Annotated in this window: 13 protein-coding genes; 4 read left to right on the forward strand and 9 right to left on the reverse strand. The window is 68.6% G+C overall.

The features are described from left to right. Positions 1-380 precede the first annotated feature (380 nt). The 3 genes from AB0M70_RS42020 to thyX form a co-directional block, all read right to left on the reverse strand. The gene (locus AB0M70_RS42020; protein ID WP_363212652.1) at positions 381-2,066 is read right to left on the reverse strand and encodes a ribonuclease J; all 1,686 of its coding nucleotides are present in this window, start codon (positions 2,064-2,066) and stop codon (positions 381-383) included. A 146-nt stretch (positions 2,067-2,212) separates the two neighbouring features. Then, positions 2,213-3,112: a 4-hydroxy-tetrahydrodipicolinate synthase gene (dapA, locus tag AB0M70_RS42025; RefSeq protein ID WP_365829143.1), complete on the reverse strand. Its 900-nt coding sequence runs from the start codon at positions 3,110-3,112 to the stop codon at positions 2,213-2,215. 190 nt (positions 3,113-3,302) lie between these two features. Further along, complete coding sequence (gene thyX / locus AB0M70_RS42030; protein WP_363310590.1) at positions 3,303-4,043, reverse strand: FAD-dependent thymidylate synthase; 741 nt, start codon at positions 4,041-4,043, stop codon at positions 3,303-3,305. Positions 4,044-4,233: 190 nt separating this feature from the next. On the opposite strand from thyX, the gene AB0M70_RS42035 reads away from it, so the two are divergent. Both AB0M70_RS42035 and AB0M70_RS42040 read left to right on the forward strand, forming a co-directional pair. Continuing rightward, positions 4,234-4,473: a hypothetical protein gene (locus AB0M70_RS42035; RefSeq protein ID WP_160507559.1), complete on the forward strand. Its 240-nt coding sequence runs from the start codon at positions 4,234-4,236 to the stop codon at positions 4,471-4,473. A gap of 132 nt (positions 4,474-4,605) precedes the next feature. Continuing rightward, on the forward strand, positions 4,606-5,166 hold the full coding sequence (locus tag AB0M70_RS42040; RefSeq protein ID WP_365829146.1) for a hypothetical protein: 561 nt from the start codon (positions 4,606-4,608) through the stop codon (positions 5,164-5,166). Between the two features lie 9 nt (positions 5,167-5,175). Here the strand turns inward: AB0M70_RS42040 and AB0M70_RS42045 are convergent, their stop codons facing one another. The 6 genes from AB0M70_RS42045 to eccD form a co-directional block, all read right to left on the reverse strand. Beyond that, positions 5,176-5,628, reverse strand: coding sequence for a hypothetical protein (locus tag AB0M70_RS42045; RefSeq protein ID WP_365829148.1), 453 nt, complete (start codon positions 5,626-5,628; stop codon positions 5,176-5,178). A gap of 19 nt (positions 5,629-5,647) precedes the next feature. Continuing rightward, the gene (dapB, locus tag AB0M70_RS42050; RefSeq protein ID WP_365829150.1) at positions 5,648-6,400 is read right to left on the reverse strand and encodes a 4-hydroxy-tetrahydrodipicolinate reductase; all 753 of its coding nucleotides are present in this window, start codon (positions 6,398-6,400) and stop codon (positions 5,648-5,650) included. 48 nt (positions 6,401-6,448) lie between these two features. Then, complete coding sequence (locus tag AB0M70_RS42055; RefSeq protein ID WP_365829152.1) at positions 6,449-7,828, reverse strand: pitrilysin family protein; 1,380 nt, start codon at positions 7,826-7,828, stop codon at positions 6,449-6,451. After that, the gene (locus tag AB0M70_RS42060; protein WP_365829154.1) at positions 7,825-10,041 is read right to left on the reverse strand and encodes a polyribonucleotide nucleotidyltransferase; all 2,217 of its coding nucleotides are present in this window, start codon (positions 10,039-10,041) and stop codon (positions 7,825-7,827) included. The genes AB0M70_RS42055 and AB0M70_RS42060 overlap by 4 nt, the downstream gene beginning before the upstream one ends. Before the next feature lie 431 nt (positions 10,042-10,472). Beyond that, positions 10,473-10,760, reverse strand: coding sequence for a 30S ribosomal protein S15 (gene rpsO / locus AB0M70_RS42065; protein ID WP_160507553.1), 288 nt, complete (start codon positions 10,758-10,760; stop codon positions 10,473-10,475). 193 nt (positions 10,761-10,953) lie between these two features. Next, complete coding sequence (gene eccD / locus AB0M70_RS42070) at positions 10,954-12,498, reverse strand: type VII secretion integral membrane protein EccD (protein WP_365829156.1); 1,545 nt, start codon at positions 12,496-12,498, stop codon at positions 10,954-10,956. Between the two features lie 384 nt (positions 12,499-12,882). Here eccD and eccCa point away from each other — a divergent pair, with 384 nt between their 5' ends. Beyond that, on the forward strand, positions 12,883-16,860 hold the full coding sequence (gene eccCa / locus AB0M70_RS42075) for a type VII secretion protein EccCa (RefSeq protein ID WP_365829158.1): 3,978 nt from the start codon (positions 12,883-12,885) through the stop codon (positions 16,858-16,860). Positions 16,861-17,121: 261 nt separating this feature from the next. Continuing rightward, complete coding sequence (locus AB0M70_RS42080; protein ID WP_365829160.1) at positions 17,122-17,430, forward strand: DUF397 domain-containing protein; 309 nt, start codon at positions 17,122-17,124, stop codon at positions 17,428-17,430. The last annotated feature ends 129 nt before the right edge of the window (positions 17,431-17,559 follow it).

A 17,559-nucleotide genomic window follows, 5' to 3' on the forward strand; every position in this document is an offset into this window, starting at 1 on the left:
TGACTTTTGGCACGCTGTTGAGTTCTCAAGGAACGGACGCTTCCTTTGTACTCACCCTCTCGGGCTTTCCTCCGGGCGCTTCCCTTCGGTGTTTCGTTTTGTTTTGCTGTCTTGCGTTTCCGACTCTATCAGACTTTTTCGTGTCCGATTTCCTCGGTGCCTTTCCGGTTCCCGCTCCGGCCTTTCGGCTTTCGCGTTTCCCTTTCCGGCGATTCCGACTTTATCAGAGATTCTGAGTCGGAATTCCCCCGCCCCCTTCGAGTCGCTCCGTGCACGTGAGTGCCGGGTGCTTCCCTCTGAGGCGGAGACGTAAACGTACTGGAGCGGGGCGCCCCGATGCAAATCGAGGCGCCCCGCTCCTAGTTCACGCAGTGTCGGGGTCAGACCTCGACGACGACGGGAAGGATCATCGGTCGTCGGCGGTAGTTGTCCGAGACCCACTTGCCCAGCGTGCGGCGGATGAGTTGCTGCAGCTGGTGGGGCTCGACGACACCGTCCTGGGCCGACTTCTCGAGGACCTCCTGGACCCTCGGCATGACTGCCGAGAAGGCCGAATCCTCGATGCCGGAGCCACGGGCCTGGATGTGCGGGCCCCCGGTGATCTTGCCGGTGCTGGAGTCCACCACCACGAAGACCGAGATGATGCCCTCGTCCCCGAGGATCCTGCGGTCCTTCAGCGCGGGCTCGCCGACATCGCCCACGGAGAGGCCGTCGACGTACACGTAACCGGCCTGGACCTTGCCGACGATCTTGGCCTTGCCCTCGACGAGGTCGACGACGACGCCGTCCTCGGCGATCACGATGCGGTCGTGCGGGATGCCGGTGAGGGCACCCAGCTCGGCGTTGGCACGCAGGTGGCGCCATTCGCCGTGCACCGGCATCAGGTTCTTGGGCTTGCAGATGTTGTAGAAGTACAGGAGCTCGCCGGCCGAGGCGTGACCGGAGACGTGCACCTTCGCGTTGCCCTTGTGGACGACGTTGGCTCCCCAGCGGGTCAGGCCGTTGATCACGCGGTAGACCGCGTTCTCGTTGCCGGGGATGAGCGACGACGCCAGGATCACCGTGTCGCCCTGGACGATGCGGATCTGGTGGTCGCGGTTGGCCATCCGGGAGAGGGCGGCCATCGGCTCGCCCTGCGAGCCCGTGCAGACGAGCACGACCTCGTGGTCCGGCAGATCGTCGAGCGTCTTGACGTCGACGACGAGGCCCGGCGGGACCTTGAGGTAGCCGAGGTCCCGCGCGATGCCCATGTTGCGGACCATGGAGCGGCCGACGAAGGCGACCCTGCGGCCGTACTCGTGGGCGGCGTCCAGGATCTGCTGGATGCGGTGGACGTGGCTGGCGAAGCTGGCGACGATGATCCGCTTCTGGGCGCCGGCGAAGACGCCGCGGATCACGTTCGAGATGTCGCGCTCCGGCGGGACGAATCCCGGGACCTCGGCGTTCGTCGAGTCGGAGAGAAGGAGGTCGATGCCCTCCTCGCTCAGCCGCGCGAACGCGTGCAGGTCCGTGAGGCGGCCGTCCATCGGCAGCTGGTCCATCTTGAAGTCGCCGGTGGCGACCACCATGCCCGCGGGGGTGCGGACGGCGACGGCCAGGGCGTCCGGGATGGAGTGGTTGACCGCGACGAACTCGCAGTCGAACGGGCCCAGGCGCTCGCGGTCGCCCTCGACGACCTCGAGCGTGTACGGACGGATGCGGTGCTCCTGGAGCTTCGCCTCGATGAGCGCGAGGGTCAGCTTGGAGCCGATCAGCGGGATGTCCGGCTTCTCGCGAAGGAGATAGGGGACACCGCCGATGTGGTCCTCGTGGCCGTGCGTGAGCACGATGCCGTCGATGTCGTCGAGGCGGTCCCTGATGGACGTGAAGTCCGGCAGGATCAGGTCGATTCCGGGCTGCTCCTCCTCGGGGAAGAGCACTCCGCAGTCGACGATCAGCAGGCGACCGTTGTACTCGAATACGGTCATGTTGCGGCCGATCTCACCGAGGCCGCCCAGCGGGGTGACCCGCAGGCCGCCCTTGGGGAGCTTCGGCGGGGCGCCGAGTTCAGGATGCGGATGACTCAAAAGACTCTCCTCACCACACGCGCCACGTACCTCCGGGGCACGTGGCGCGCATGACGTTCGTGCAGTAGCAGTTGTTTGGTGTGGGTGCAGGACGGCGTTGATCGGTGTCCCGCGGTGTTTCGCGTATTCAGTTGTGAAGTCTGTGGTCAGAGCTGTACCCCGCCGGCGGCGAGGTCGATCTTGAGCTGGGCCGTCTCGTCGTGCGACAGCTCGACCAGGGGCAGCCGCAGCGGGCCCGCGGGGCGGCCCTGCAGGGTGAGCGCCGCCTTGGTGGTGATCACACCCTGCGTACGGAACATGCCGGTGAAGACCGGGAGCAGCTTCTGGTGGATCTCGGTGGCCTTCTGCACGTCACCCGTGGTGTACGCGTCGATCATCGCGCGCAGCTCCGGCGTGACCACGTGGCTGACGACGGAGACGAAGCCGCAGGCGCCCACGGAGAGCAGCGGGAGGTTCAGCATGTCGTCGCCGGAGTACCAGGCGAGGCCGGAGCGGGCGATGGCCCAGCTGGCGCGGCCGAGGTCGCCCTTGGCGTCCTTGTTGGCGACGATCCGGGGGTGGTGGGCGAGGCGGACGATCGTCTCGGTGTTGATCGGTACGCCGCTGCGGCCGGGGATGTCGTAGAGCATGACCGGCAGCTCGGTGCTGTCGGCGATCGCGGTGAAGTGCCGGAGGAGGCCCTCCTGCGGGGGCTTGTTGTAGTACGGCGTGACCGTCAGGAGGCCGGTGGCGCCGACACGCTCGGCGTCGCGGGCGAGCTCGATGCTGTGGCGGGTGTCGTTCGTGCCGACGCCCGCCACGACGTGGGCGCGGTCTCCGACTGCTTCCACCACGGCTCGTACGAGATCGGCTTTCTCCGCGTTGCTGGTGGTCGGCGACTCACCCGTGGTGCCGTTGATGACGAGGCCGTCGTTGCCTGCGTCCACCAAGTGGGCGGCGAGCTGCTGCGCGCCGTCGAGGTCGAGTGCGCCGTCCGCCGTGAAGGGCGTGACCATAGCGGTGAGGACCCTGCCGAAGGGGGTCTGCGGAGTGGAGGTCGGAGCCATGGGTAACACGCTACTCGCTGCTCAGCGCGTGGTCCCCCCTCGGGGGATGTGTGCGGACCTGACAAGTGAGGAGCCCGGCACTGCCTGCTCGGGGGTTCAAGCAGTGCCGGGTCCGTTTGATCAGGCTAGATGAACTTCTCGAAATGCCGCAATACGGACACCTCACTCAGCCCACCCGTACATCAGTGCCTTACGGAGCCACACGTCCATTGGCATTGAACGCCGCATGGGTGAGGGGCATGAGCTTGGCCCACTGCTCCTCCATCTTCTCGCCGACCATCTCGATCTCCCGCTGCGGGAAGGACGGGACCTTGGCGAGCTCGTGCTGCGTGCGCAGGCCGAGGAAGTGCATCAGCGAACGGGCGTTGCACGTCGCGTACATCGACGAGAAGAGGCCGACCGGCAGGACCGCGCGGGCGACTTCGCGGGCCACGCCGGCGGCGAGCATCTCCTGATACGCCTCGTACGCCTGGCGGTAGGAGTCCTCCATGACGCGGCCCGTGAGCTCCTGCTGGGCCTGGGTGCCCTCCACGAAGACGTACTTCCCGGGGCGGCCTTCCTGGACCAGCTTGCGGGACTCGTCAGGGACGTAGAACGTCGGCTGGAGCTCCCTGTAGCGGCCCGATTCCTCGTTGTACGACCAGCCCACGCGGTGCCGCATGAACTCGCGGAAGACGAAGATCGGGGCGCTGATGAAGAACGTCATCGAGTTGTGCTCGAAGGGACTGCCGTGGCGGTCCCGCATCAGGTAGTTGATCAGGCCCTTGGAGCGCTCGGGGTCCTTCTGGAGCTCCTCCAGGGACTGCTCACCGGCAGTGGAGACGCGGGCGGCCCACAGGACGTCGGAGTCGGTCGCGGCATGCTTCACCAACTCGACGGTGACCTCGCTGCGGAAGCTGGGCTTGAGGTCTTCGGTGGGGGTCTCGCTCACTGGCGGGGTCCTTCCATGTGCATCACTCGGGCGGCGCCCACTCTATGGCCCGGCACCGACAATCGGCCGTCCGGTGGCCCGCCACGACAATCTTCGGCGAATTTGGCGAAACCGGGCACCAATTGGCCGTTTCGAGCGTCTATCTGGACAACAGAGTTAAGTTCGAGTCGCGTGAGGAGAAACGCACCCCATGTTCCGTCGGCGCGAGCCCGTCCCGTTCGCCTTCATCGCCGAAGCCGACAAGTTCCGCAGCAATGTCACTCCCCCACCCCGAGAGCGTGCCTCGGCCGCTCAGGTCGTGGGCCGCACCCTGGTCGGCCTGGTCGTGGTCGCCGGCCTCGCGGGTTCCCTGCTGTTCGGCATGCCCGCCCTGTCACCCGATCAGTCGCCCGCGCAGAACCAGCAGTCAGAGGCGTCGGACGGTCGATGACGCCCTGACGCACCCCCACTGCCCTGAAAGCGTGGGAGGTACCCCCATGGCCCCCCAAAGGTGGTCGGCGGGAGCAGGGCTCGGTAGCCTCACCGGGCACAGCCCGTGCGTGGATCGAGTGAGGATTCAGTCGTGCCCCTGCCCTTCCTGACGGCGGACCGCGCCTTTGACGAGTCAGCGGACGACGCCGCGCTGCCGTTCGACGACCGCGATCACTGGCGCCGGCCCTATCGGCCGGGCCCGTGGCGGGTGGGGGCGGCCGCGCTGCTCCTGCTGCTCGCCTCGTACGTCCTCGTCGCCGCCGTCATCATCGCGTTCGCGGACTCACTGGCGGGTGCCGCGATCTGCGCGGCGCTCGCCGTGGCCATCATCGTGAGCGCGCTGCGGCTGCTGCGGATGGGCACCTGGGTGAGCGCGCACGGACTGCGTCGTGTGGCTTTCCTGACGACGCAGACCGTGCCGTGGGCGCAGGTCGTGACGGTGCGTACGACACAGCAGCCCGTGCGGTGGCTCGGGCTGCCCCGCACCGTGCAGGGGCAGGCACTCGTCCTCGTACGCCGGGATCAGCCGGCCGAGGCGCAGCAGCAGTTGCTCACCGACCGCAACGCCGACTTCCTGGCGCGCTACGAGGCGTTCAACCGGGCGGCCGACTCCATCGAGGTCTGGGCGGACGAATACCGCCGTACCGCCTGATCCGAGCCGCTAGACGTTCACCGGCCTGCCCGCGTGCAGCGCGATCGCGCGCTGCATCGCCTGCCGCGCGCGCGGGGTGTCCCGGGCGTCGTGATAGGCGACGGCCAGGCGGAACCAGCAGCGCCAGTCGTCGGGCGAGTCCTCGGTCTCGGCCTTGCGCCGGGCGAAGACCTCGTCGGCCGAGTCGCGGTCGATGCGGCCGCCGGGCGTGCGCTTCAACTCGTCGACGGGCAGGCCGCCTTCGGCCTCGAGCTCGGCGGCGAGACGGTTGGCGCGCTGGACGAACTGCGTGTTCTTCCAGAGGAACCAGACGCCGATGAACGGCAGGATGAGCACCGCGGCACCGAAGGTGACGGTGAGCGCGGTGCCGTGCTGTATCAGGAGCACGCCGCGGCTGCCGACCAGGACGAAGTAGACGACCAGGACGGCAGCCGTGACGGCGTAAGTGATCTTTGCTCGCATGTGGGTCAGCCGGTCCGTGTCAGTTCAGGTCCAGGAAGTGTTCCAGGCCGAACGTCAGGCCCGGAGTGCTCACCACACGGCGTACGCCGAGCAGGATGCCCGGCATGAAGCTGCTGTGGTGCAGCGAGTCGTGCCGGACGGTGAGTGTCTCGCCCTCGCCGCCGAGCAGCACCTCCTGGTGGGCCAGGAGGCCGCGCAGGCGCACGGAGTGCACCGGCACGCCGTCGACGTCCGCGCCACGGGCGCCGTCGAGCGCGGTCGTCGTGGCGTCCGGCTGCGGGGCGCTGCCCGCTTCGCGGCGCGCCTCGGCGATGAGCTGGGCGGTGCGCGTGGCGGTGCCGCTGGGGGCGTCGGCCTTGTTCGGGTGGTGCAGCTCGACGACCTCGACGGACTCGAAGTACGGCGCCGCGATCTGCGCGAACTTCATGGTGAGGACCGCGCCGATGGAGAAGTTCGGGGCGATCAGGACGCCCGTCTTCGGCGATGCGGCAAGGGCGGTCTCCAACTGCGCGACGCGGTCGTCGGTCCAGCCCGTCGTACCGACCACGGCGTGGATCCCGTGCCGTACGCAGAAGTCCAGGTTGTCCATCACCGAGTCGGGGTTGGTCAGTTCGACCGCGACCTGGGCGCCGGTCTCCACCAGCGTGTCCAGCGAGTCGCCCCGGCCGAGCGCGGCGACCAGTTCCAGGTCGTCGGTGGCTTCGACGGCTCGGACGGCCTCGGAGCCGATCCGGCCCTTGGCTCCGATGACCGCCACGCGCAGCTTGCTCATGTGCCTGATTCCTTAAGGGAGTAAGGGAGTGCGGAGACCGCTGAGGGCCTAGGAGACCGCTTCGTGCAGGCGGGCGGCCTGCTTGTCCTTGAGCGGGCCGATGGCCGACAGCGAGGGACGGTGGCCGAGGACCTCACGGGCGACCTCACGGACGTCGTCCGGGGTGACGGCCGCGATCTTGGCCAGCATGTCGTCGACCGACATCTGCTCGCCCCAGCACAGCTCGCTCTTGCCGATACGGTTCATCAGCGCGCCGGTGTCCTCGAGGCCGAGGACCGTGGAGCCCGCGAGCTGCCCGATCGCGCGTGCGATCTCGTCGTCCGACAGGCCGTGCTCCGCGACCTGGTCGAGCTCGTCGCGGCAGATCTTCAGCACGTCGTGCACCTGGCTCGGGCGGCAGCCCGCGTACACGCCGAAGAGGCCGGTGTCGGCGAAGCCCGACGTGTACGAGTACACGCTGTAGGCCAGGCCGCGCTTCTCCCGGACCTCCTGGAAGAGGCGTGACGACATGCCGCCGCCGAGCGCGGTGTTCAGGACGCCCATGGCCCAGCGGCGCTCGTCGGTGCGGGCCAGGCCCGGCATGCCGAGGATGACGTGGGCCTGCTCGGTCTTGCGGTTGACGACCTCGACGCGGCCGGCCGTGCGCAGACTGCGCGAGCCCTGGCGCGGGGCGACCGGGGTGGCGTCGGCGCGGCCCAGGGCGCCCGCCTTCTCGAAGGCGGCACGGACCTGACGTACGACCTTGTTGTGATCCACGTTGCCCGCGGCCGCGACCACGAGGTGGGTCGGGTCGTAGTGCTTCTTGTAGAAGCGGCGGATCCGCTCGGCGGTGAGGGCGTTGACCGTCTCCTCGGTGCCGAGGACCGGGCGGCCGAGGGGGGTGTCGCCGAGCATCGTGTGCGCGAACAGGTCGTGCACGCAGTCGCCCGGGTCGTCCTCGGTCATCGCGATCTCTTCGAGGATGACGCCGCGCTCGGCGTCGACGTCCTCCTGGAGGATCAGGGAGCCCGTCAGCATGTCGCAGACGACGTCGATGGCGAGCGGCAGGTCGGTGTCGAGCACGCGTGCGTAGTAGCACGTGTACTCCTTCGCCGTGAACGCGTTCATCTCGCCGCCGACCGCGTCGAGCGCGGCCGAGATGTCGAGGGCGCTGCGCTTCTTGGTGCCCTTGAAGAGCAGGTGCTCCAAGTAGTGCGTGGCGCCGTTCAGGGACGGCGTCTCGTCGCGGGATCCGACGTTCGCCCAGATCCCGAAGGTCGCCGAGCGTACGGAGGGCAGGGTTTCGGTGACGACACGGAGGCCGCCCGGCAGCGTCGTACGGCGGACCGTGCCGATGCCGTCCTTGCCCTTGAGGAGGGTTTGGGTACGGGCGACGGCCCGCCCCTCCGAAGAGGGGCGGGCCGTCGTCGTGGTGCTACGCGACGTCACTTGTCGGTGTCGTCCTTCGTTTCGTCGCCCTCTTCGCCCTCGATGACGGGGATGAGGGAGAGCTTGCCGCGGGAGTCGATCTCGGCGATCTCGACCTGGACCTTCTGGCCCACGCCGACGACGTCCTCGACGTTCTCCACGCGCTTGCCGCCGGCGAGCTTGCGGATCTGCGAGATGTGCAGCAGACCGTCCTTGCCCGGCATGAGCGAGACGAACGCGCCGAAGGTCGTCGTCTTCACGACGGTGCCCAGGTAGCGCTCGCCGACCTCCGGCATGGTCGGGTTGGCGATGCCGTTGATCGTGGCGCGGGCGGCCTCGGCCTGCGAGCCCTGGGCGGCACCGATGTAGATGGTGCCGTCGTCCTCGATCGTGATGTCGGCGCCGGTGTCCTCCTGGATCTGGTTGATCATCTTGCCCTTCGGGCCGATGACCTCACCGATCTTGTCCACCGGGATCTTGACGGTGATGATGCGCGGCGCGTTCGGGGACATCTCGTCCGGAACGTCGATCGCCTCGTTCATCACGTCCAGGATGTGCAGACGCGCGTCACGGGCCTGCTTCAGCGCGGCGGCCAGGACCGAGGCGGGGATGCCGTCGAGCTTGGTGTCGAGCTGGAGCGCGGTCACGAACTGCTTCGTGCCGGCGACCTTGAAGTCCATGTCGCCGAACGCGTCCTCCGCACCGAGGATGTCGGTGAGGGCGACGTAGTGCGTCTGGCCGTCGATCTCCTGGGAGATCAGACCCATGGCGATACCGGCGACGGCGGCCTTCAGCGGCACACCGGCGTTCAGCAGCGACATCGTCGAGGCGCAGACCGAGCCCATGGACGTCGAGCCGTTGGAACCGAGGGCCTCGGAGACCTGACGGATCGCGTACGGGAACTCCTCGCGCGAGGGGAGCACCGGCACGATCGCGCGCTCGGCGAGCGCGCCGTGACCGATCTCGCGGCGCTTCGGCGAACCGACGCGGCCGGTCTCGCCGACCGAGTACGGCGGGAAGTTGTAGTTGTGCATGTAGCGCTTGCGCGTCACCGGCGAAAGGGTGTCGAGCTGCTGCTCCATACGGAGCATGTTGAGGGTGGTGACGCCCAGGATCTGGGTCTCGCCACGCTCGAACAGCGCCGAGCCGTGCACGCGCGGGATGGCCTCGACCTCGGCGGCGAGCGTACGGATGTCCGTGACGCCACGGCCGTCGATGCGGACCTTGTCCTTGATGACGCGCTCGCGAACCAGCTTCTTGGTCAGCGCGCGGTAGGCACCGGAGATCTCCTTCTCGCGGCCCTCGAACTGCGGGAGCAGCTTCTCGGAGGCGATCTCCTTGACGCGGTCCAGCTCGGCCTCGCGCTCCTGCTTGCCGGCGATGGTCAGGGCCTGGGAGAGCTCCGACTTCACGGCGGCGGTGAGGGCCTCCAGGACGTCGTCCTGGTAGTCCAGGAAGACCGGGAACTCACCGGTGGGCTTGGCGGCCTTGGCGGCGAGGTCCGACTGGGCCTTGCAGAGGGCCTTGATGAAGGGCTTCGCGGCTTCCAGACCGGCGGCGACGACCTCTTCGGTCGGGGCCTCGGCGCCGTCCTTCACCAGCTGGATGGTCTTCTCGGTGGCCTCGGCCTCGACCATCATGATCGCGACGTCGCCGTCCTCGAGGACGCGACCGGCGACGACCATGTCGAAGACGGCGTCCTCGAGCTCGGTGTGCGTCGGGAAGGCGACCCACTGGCCCTTGATGAGCGCCACGCGCGTGCCGCCGATCGGGCCCGAGAAGGGCAGGCCGGCCAGCTGCGTGGAGCAGGAGGCGGCGTTGATCGCGACCACGTCGTACAGGTGGTCGGGGTTGAGCGCCATGATCGTCTCGACGATCTGGATCTCGTTGCGCAGGCCCTTCTTGAAGGAAGGACGCAGCGGGCGGTCGATCAGGCGGCAGGTCAGGATCGCGTCCTCGGAGGGACGGCCCTCACGACGGAAGAACGAACCGGGGATCTTGCCGGCGGCGTACTGCCGCTCCTCGACGTCCACCGTGAGGGGGAAGAAGTCGAGCTGGTCCTTGGGCCGCTTGGAAGCGGTGGTGGCCGACAGCACCATGGTGTCGTCGTCCAGGTACGCGACGGCGGAGCCTGCGGCCTGCTTGGCCAGGCGGCCCGTCTCGAAGCGGATGGTGCGGGTGCCGAAAGTGCCGTTGTCGATAACAGCCTCGGCGTAGTGGGTCTCGTTCTCCACTAGCAATTTCTCCGTTACTTGTCGTCTTTCGTCCCCTCTGCCCGTGTGGCACGGGGACGGTGGTGGAGAAGCGCATCCTGCTGGTGCGGGCCGGTCTTCGATCGAAGCACCCGGGTCCTACCCGGGGGCCACTACCGAGGACCGGCGGCGGCTTTCCTTGAGGTGCGCTTCCCCTCGTTCGGTGTGACGTCGTCTCGTCGCTTGTGCGACGCCGTTACGTCCATGAACCGTGCAGTCCGATTCTGCCCAGTCCGATGAGGGGTGTGCGTATGACGTTGTGCGACCAGACTACAAAGCGCCGGTGACACTTCGCACGTAGAGCATGCGGGCGTCACGCTTGATCTCGCGTACAACGACCCCGCATACGGCAACCCGCATACGGCAAAGGGAGCGGTCCCCTCTTGCGTGGGAACCGCCCCCTTCACGATGTCTTACTTGGCGCCCGCCGCACCGCGACGGATGCCCAGACGGTCCACCAGCGCACGGAAGCGCTTGATGTCCTTCTTGGCCAGGTACTGCAGCAGACGGCGGCGCTGACCGACCAGGATCAGCAGACCACGACGGGAGTGGTGGTCGTGCTTGTGGGTCTTGAGGTGCTCGGTCAGGTCCGAGATACGGCGCGAGAGCATGGCGACCTGGACCTCGGGGGAGCCGGTGTCGCCCTCCTTCTGGCCGAACTCGGTCATGATCTGCTTCTTCGTAGCGGCGTCGAGCGACACGCTTACTCCTCGTAGTCTTTTCGTGGCCACCGAGTGCCCCTGGTCTACATCGCAGGGGAGCTTCCATGACTCGGGTGGCTAGGTCCGCTGGGGGCTGCCTCCAGGTCCTTGGTCGGAGTCTCGATGAGCCTCGACCTTGGGGTCCGGGGGCGCGTACACATACGGCCGCTTCATAGGGTACCAGTCGGCTGGGTCAGCCGGTCATGGCCCGTGCTGCCGCGTAGACGTCGAAGACGGCCAGGGTCAGCGGGACCAGCGTCAGCAGGACGAAGCCCTCCGCGATTTCGGTGAAGCGTCCCCAGAAGGGGGTGGTACCTCCTCGGCGCGACGTGATCAAGCCTATGGTCGTGACCAGTGCGGAGGCCGCCGCGATCGCGGCGATCAGCCACAGCGTCCGGACATTGAGAGCTGCGTTGTCGCCGTGCAGCGCATCACGCATCAGCGCGTGCGGCGGATTGACGCAGAGACCGAGTCCGAGCAGCACCAGGGCCCCGAGGCCGGCGGCCAGCGTGGCCGTGACCTGCGCCGTGTACCGGAACAGCTGGGCGCGCATCAGCATCGCGATGCCGGTGGCGAGGGCCAGCAGCTGACCCCATACATCGTCGCAGAAGCCGAGTACCGCCGCGGATCCGACGGAGACCAGGGCGCAGCCGCCCACCAGGCCGACGAGCAGTTCGTGACCGCGGCGGGCCTGGGCGGCGATCCGTTCGGCGTCGATCGGCTCCTGCGGCTCCGGCTCGGCGTCGTACTCGTAGCGCGCGGCGTGCGGCGACTCGAAGCCGATGGGCAGCCGCGCGAACCGCATGGACAGACCCGGCAGGAAGGCGAGCGCCCCCACGGCCAGGGGCGCGCACAGCGCCGCGGTCTCGATCGGCTCCAGGTTCCAGAGCGTCGCGAGGAACACCGTGAGCAGGCCGACGGAGGAGGCGACGACGAAGGCGACGAACGGGCCGTCCCCGCGCGGTGACACCAGGGTGAGGATCACCGAGGCGATGAGCACGGCCGCGCAGGCAAGCAGGAACTGGAGCCTGCCGATGCCCTGGTGCTCGGTCAGGGGCAGCAGTCCGGAGCCTGCCACCGCCACGTTCGGGAGGGCGCCCAGGCCGAGCGCGACGGCCGAGGCGCGGTCGTCGTAGATTCGCGCACGCACGCAGGCGAGTGTGAGAAGCAGCAGGCCCGCGACGGCTGCCAAGATCCCCGGGAGGCTGTGCATGTCGTGGCGGGGTTCCGCGGTCCAGGCCACGAAGGCGATGAGCGCCGACAGGACGGCGCCGCCGACGAGCCCGGCCACCCGCGTCAGGCCGCCGTTCCACAGCGTGCGGTCACGCGTCACCGCGGAGGCGATGGCCTCGGAGACGTCGTCGAAGACGGCGGGCGGCAGCGATTCCGAGAACGGGCGCAGGGTGAGGAGCTCGCCGTCGAGGATGCGCTGCGCAGAGAAGGAGCGTGCGCTGTCGAGCACGGCGCCGTCGCGGCGTACGAGGTGGTAGCCGACGGGGGCGCCTTCGGCGGGGCTCTGCCGGGAGAGGCGCAGGATCTCCGGGTAGATGTCGGCGACCGGGATGTCATCGGGCAGCGCCACGTCGATCCGGCTGTCGGGCGCGACGATGGTGACGCGGCAGAAGCCGAATCCGGTGCCGTTCCCGGAAGGAGTCCCCGGAGGCGTTCCCTGGCCGGGCCGTCCCGTTCCGGTGGCCGTCGCGGAGGCCGTCATGCTCACCTTGCTGCTCCCCCTCATGCTGATGGTCCTGATGGAGATGTCATCAGTGCTGGTGTCGCGTGCGCGCCGGTGGCGCTGATGCCACGCACGCGGCAGTGGTGCTCGTGCCGCCGACTCGATGTGTCCGCCGACTGTGCCGCATCACACGGTGCGTCGCGGCGCAATCAGGTCCGGCTGGCCGGTTCTTGGCGGCGGCCCTCACCACATACCGCTAAATGCGCTGATTCATCGCCCGGTTGACCGGATGCGTCTTCGGCCGGATTAGCAGGTGCTCACGCGCACATCGGCACCCTACCGCCGACCGGTCACCACCTGTATCAGTAGGATCACACAGCGGCCTGCGTCCGCCTGAAACGGGGCGGCGGACGGAACACCTCGGCCCTGTCAGGGAATTGGTGCGTAGTGAGCCACATCGTCGTGAAGCGCCCACCTCGGGCTCTGCCGTCCCACGTGCCCACCGAGGAGATCGTGCTGCAGCCTCCGCCCGAGCTGCCGCGTGGGCAGCAGGAGGGCGCGATGATGCAGCTTCTTCCCATGCTGGGCATGGGCGGCTCCGTGGTGTTCTTCTTCATGCCCAGTTCGCATCCGTTCATGAAGATCATGGGCATGGTGATGGTCGCCTCGACGGTGGCCATGTCCATCGCGATGCTGATCCGGTACCGGCGCGGGACGCAGGGCGAGTTGGCCACCATGCGGCGTGACTACCTGCGGTACCTCAAGCAGACCCGGCGGCAGGCCCTGGACACCGCCAAGGCTCAGCGTGACGCGCAGTACTACCTCCACCCCTCACCCGAGCAGTTGTGGGCCCTGGTCGCCGAGGGCAGCCGTGTCTGGGAACGCCGCGCTGGGGACGAGGACTTCGGGCAGGTCCGCGTCGGGCTCGGTCCGCAGGCACTCGCCACGCCTCTCGTGCCGCCGCAGACCGCTCCGGTGGACGAACTGGAACCGCTCACCGCGGGTGCGATGCAGCGCTTCCTCGCCGCGCACAGCACGCTGGAGGACCTGCCGATGGCGGTCTCTCTGCGGGCCTTTTACCACGTGACGGTCAGCGGAGACCCCGGCACGGTGCGGGGTGCGGCCCGCGCTCTGACCGGCTCCCTTGCTTCGCTGCACTCCCCCCAGGACCTGGTGATCGCGGTCGCGGTCGGCCGGACGGCCGCCCCGGAGTGGGAGTGGTCCAAGTGGCTCCCGCACTGCCAGACGCAAGGCACCGCTGATGGCGCGGGCAGCCGACGCCTGATCACCGGTGACCCGATGGAGCTCAAGGCGATGCTCTCCGCCCGGCTGCAGGGCCGCCCCCGTTTCCACCCCGGTGGGACTCATCTGCCGGATGAGCCGCACATCGTCGTCGTGCTCGATGGCCTGTCACTGCCTCCCACGTCGGTCCTCGCCTCCCCGGAGGGGCTGCAGGGAGTGACAGTCCTGGAGGTCGTGCCGGGGGAACTAACTGGCGCGCGCGGCGGGTTGTCCCTCGTCGTGCAGCCGAAAGCGCTGCGCATCGAATCCGGGCACGGCCTGGTGTACGAGGGCACGCCCGATCTCCTCTCCTATGCGGCCGCGGAGGCGCTGGCCCGGCAGCTGGCCCCACTGCGCGTGGCATCGGGCGGTGACGACGACGAGCCGCTCCTGGCCAATCTCGAGTTCACGGATCTGCTGAGCCTGGGTGACGCGAACTCGGTCGACACGGCCCGGACCTGGCGCCCGCGCGCGCAGACGGAGCGGTTGCGCGTACCGATCGGCGTCGGCGAGGACGGCCGCCCCGTGATGCTGGACCTCAAGGAGGCGGCACAGGAGGGCATGGGCCCGCACGGCCTGTGTGTCGGGGCGACCGGTTCCGGCAAGTCGGAGCTGCTGCGCACGCTGGTGCTCGGCCTCGCCGTCACCCACTCCTCGGAGAACCTGAACTTCGTCCTCGCCGACTTCAAGGGCGGTGCCACCTTCGCGGGTATGGCCCAGATGCCGCACGTCGCCGCCGTGATCACCAACCTCGCCGACGACCTGACGCTCGTCGACCGTATGGGCGACTCCATCCGCGGCGAACTCAACCGCCGTCAGGAACTGCTACGCGACTCGGGCAACTACGCGAACATCCACGACTACGAGAAGGCGCGCGCGGCCGGCGCCCCGCTCCAGCCGATCCCGTCCCTCGTCCTTGTCATCGACGAGTTCAGCGAACTCCTCACCTCGAAGCCCGACTTCATCGAGATGTTCGTGCAGATCGGCCGCATCGGCCGCTCGCTCGGCGTGCATCTGCTGCTTGCGTCGCAGCGCCTTGAGGAGGGCCGGCTGCGCGGCCTGGAGACCTACCTTTCGTACCGCGTCGGCCTGCGTACGTTCTCCGCGGCCGAGTCACGCGCGGCGCTAGGGGTCCCGGACGCGTACCAGTTGCCGAACGTGCCCGGCTCCGGCTATCTGAAGTACGGCACGGACGAGATGGTGCGTTTCAAGGCGGCGTACGTCTCCGGGACGTACCGCTCGGGTTCGCAGCAGGCCGCGGCGCTGGGCGGGCCGCGCCCGGTGGACCGCCGCCCCGTGCTGTTCACGGCCGCCGAGGTCCCCGTGCGCTATGCCGCGGCTGCGACGGTGCCGGAGCCGCGTACGCGGTCGGCGACGGACCCGGACGACGCGCTGGCCGACACCGTCCTCGACGTGATCGTGCGCCGCCTGGAATCACAGGGCCCGGCGGCCCATCAGGTGTGGCTGCCGCCGCTGGACAGCCCGCCGTCCCTGGACCAGTTGCTTCCGGGGCTCACCGCCGTTCCGGGGCGGGGATTGACGCAGCCGGGTTATGAGGGAGCGGGGCGGCTCGTCGTCCCCCTCGGCTTGGTCGACAAGCCGTACGAGCAGCGCCGTGACCCACTGTGGTGCGACTTCTCGGGCGCGGCGGGCCACATGCAGATCGTCGGCGGTCCGCAGTCGGGCAAGTCGACCATGCTGCGCTCGCTGATGGCCTCATTCGCCCTCACGCACACCCCCCATGAAGTGCAGCTCTACGGACTGGACTTCGGCGGCGGCGGAATGGCGGCCGTGGCCGGGCTCCCCCACGTGGGCGGCGTCGCGTCACGCCTGGACCCCGAGCGGGTGCGGCGTACGGTCTCCGAGGTGTACGGCGTGATGACGCGTCGCGAGGAGTACTTCCGTACGTCCGGCATCCCCTCGATCGCCGACTTCCGGTCGCGCAGGGCTCGCGGCGACATCTCGGTCACCGATCAGCCCTGGGGTGATGTCTTCCTGATCATCGACGGGTGGGGCAACTTCCGCTCGGAGTACGAGGGTCTGGAGCCCGCGGTCCTGGACATCGCGGCGCGTGGCCTCGGCTACGGCGTCCACCTGATCCTCAGTGCGTCGAGGTCGATGGAGGTCCGCTCGAACCTCAAGGACCACCTCATGAATCGCCTCGAACTGCGCCTCGGCGACACCATGGATTCGGAGATCGACCGCAAGGTCGCCGCCAACGTGCCCGCAGGGGTGCCCGGCCGGGGTCAGTCCCCGCAGAAACAGCACTTCATGGCAGCGGTCCCGCGCATCGACGGCGCCTCGTCCGACACCGACCTCGCCGATGCCACGTCCGCCCTGACGGCCGAGGTGACCCGCCACTGGACGGGGGCGGGCGCGCCGGCGGTCCGTCTGCTGCCGAGGGAACTTCCCTCCGAGCAGTTGCCGCCGGGCCACGTCTTCCCGGACCGGGGCGTGTCCTTCGCCCTCGACGAGACCAACCTCGAACCGGTCTTCGTGGACTTCGAGCAGGACCCGTTCTTCCTCGTCTTCGGGGAGAGCGAATCGGGCAAGTCGAACCTGCTGCGCCTGCTGATCACCCGCCTCACCGAGCGCTACAGCGGCGACGACTGCAAGCTCTTCGTGGTCGACAACCGCCGCTCCCTCCTCGACGTGACCCCGGCATCGCACCTGGCGGAGTACATCCCCATGTCCAACGCCATGGATCACCACATGACGGCCCTGGCCGACCTGATGAACCGCCGCACGCCCACGGCCGACGTCACCGCACAGCAGCTCCGCGACCGAAGCTGGTGGCGAGGCCCGACGGTCTACGTGGTCGTCGACGACTACGACCTGGTGTCCACATCCAGCGGCAACCCACTGGGCCTGCTCACCGAACTGCTCCCCTTCGCCCGCGACGTGGGCGTCCGCTTCATCATCGCGCGGTCGTCAGCGGGGGCGGGACGCGCGGCGTACGAGCCGTTCATGCAACGGATGAAGGAGCTGGGCGCCCAGGGTGTGGTGCTCGCCGGGGACCCGGGCGAGGGCGACATCCTGGGCGGCGTACGACCGCGGCCGATGCCGACGGGCCGGGGAACCTTCGTCTCACGAAGGCGGGGGAAGCCGTTGGTGCAGACGGGGTTGGTGGCTGGGGAGTTCTGAGTGCCGCGCGCCTGGCTAAGGAGCCTGCCAAGGCCTCATGAACTCTAACCAGGCAATGGGCCAAACGAACACGTTCGAGAGTTGTGCCGCGGTCCGCCAACCGCGCGGTGGTGCCGGATGTCCGTCCCGACGGGCCTCAGGCCCAGCCGCCCGTATGACCGGCGCGCAACCACATGCGAACGAATACGGAGTGCGCCCCCAAGCGCTCCAAGTAGGCTGAGCTCAGCGTCCGTTGGCACGTCAGGAAGGGGCCGCTGCACCATGGCCGAGGCACGGGACCAAGAGTCCGAGCAGGACATCAAGGCGCGCAAGGAGCGGGAGAAGGATGAGCTCTACGCTCTCGACATCTCCGGCGTCGAGTGGCACAGCGCGCCGGGCACCGAGGCGCACGAGGAGCGCGTCGAGATCGCGTACCTCCCCCAGGGCGCCGTCGCCATGCGGTCATCCATCGAACCGGAAACCGTTTTGCGGTACACCGAGGCGGAGTGGCGCGCGTTCGTACTTGGGGCGCGCGACGGGGAGTTCGACCTGGAGTCATCGTCGCTGAACGGTGGAGCAGCCCCGGAGTAGGCAACAAGCCGGGGTGGACACCTCCCGCGCGTGTCCCCCGTTATCTTCTTCGCGGTCCTGCAAGAGGGCCGCTGGCCTCCGGGCCCGGCATGGCTGGTCCCCCCTGTCGAAGCGATGACCTGGGGGGTG

The organism is Streptomyces sp. NPDC051214 (genome assembly GCF_040682375.1).
Taxonomy (GTDB): domain Bacteria; phylum Actinomycetota; class Actinomycetes; order Streptomycetales; family Streptomycetaceae; genus Streptomyces.

What these genes read in the sequence shown, in the direction of transcription:
- eccD (WP_365829156.1), bottom strand. Translation starts at nt 12,498, where the DNA reads ATGAGGGGGAGCAGCAAGGTGAGCATGACGGCCTCCGCGACGGCCACC.
- AB0M70_RS42045 (WP_365829148.1), bottom strand. Translation starts at nt 5,628, where the DNA reads ATGCGAGCAAAGATCACTTACGCCGTCACGGCTGCCGTCCTGGTCGTC.
- AB0M70_RS42035 (WP_160507559.1), top strand. Translation starts at nt 4,234, where the DNA reads ATGTTCCGTCGGCGCGAGCCCGTCCCGTTCGCCTTCATCGCCGAAGCC.
- dapA (WP_365829143.1), bottom strand. Translation starts at nt 3,112, where the DNA reads ATGGCTCCGACCTCCACTCCGCAGACCCCCTTCGGCAGGGTCCTCACC.
- dapB (WP_365829150.1), bottom strand. Translation starts at nt 6,400, where the DNA reads ATGAGCAAGCTGCGCGTGGCGGTCATCGGAGCCAAGGGCCGGATCGGC.
- AB0M70_RS42080 (WP_365829160.1), top strand. Translation starts at nt 17,122, where the DNA reads ATGGCCGAGGCACGGGACCAAGAGTCCGAGCAGGACATCAAGGCGCGC.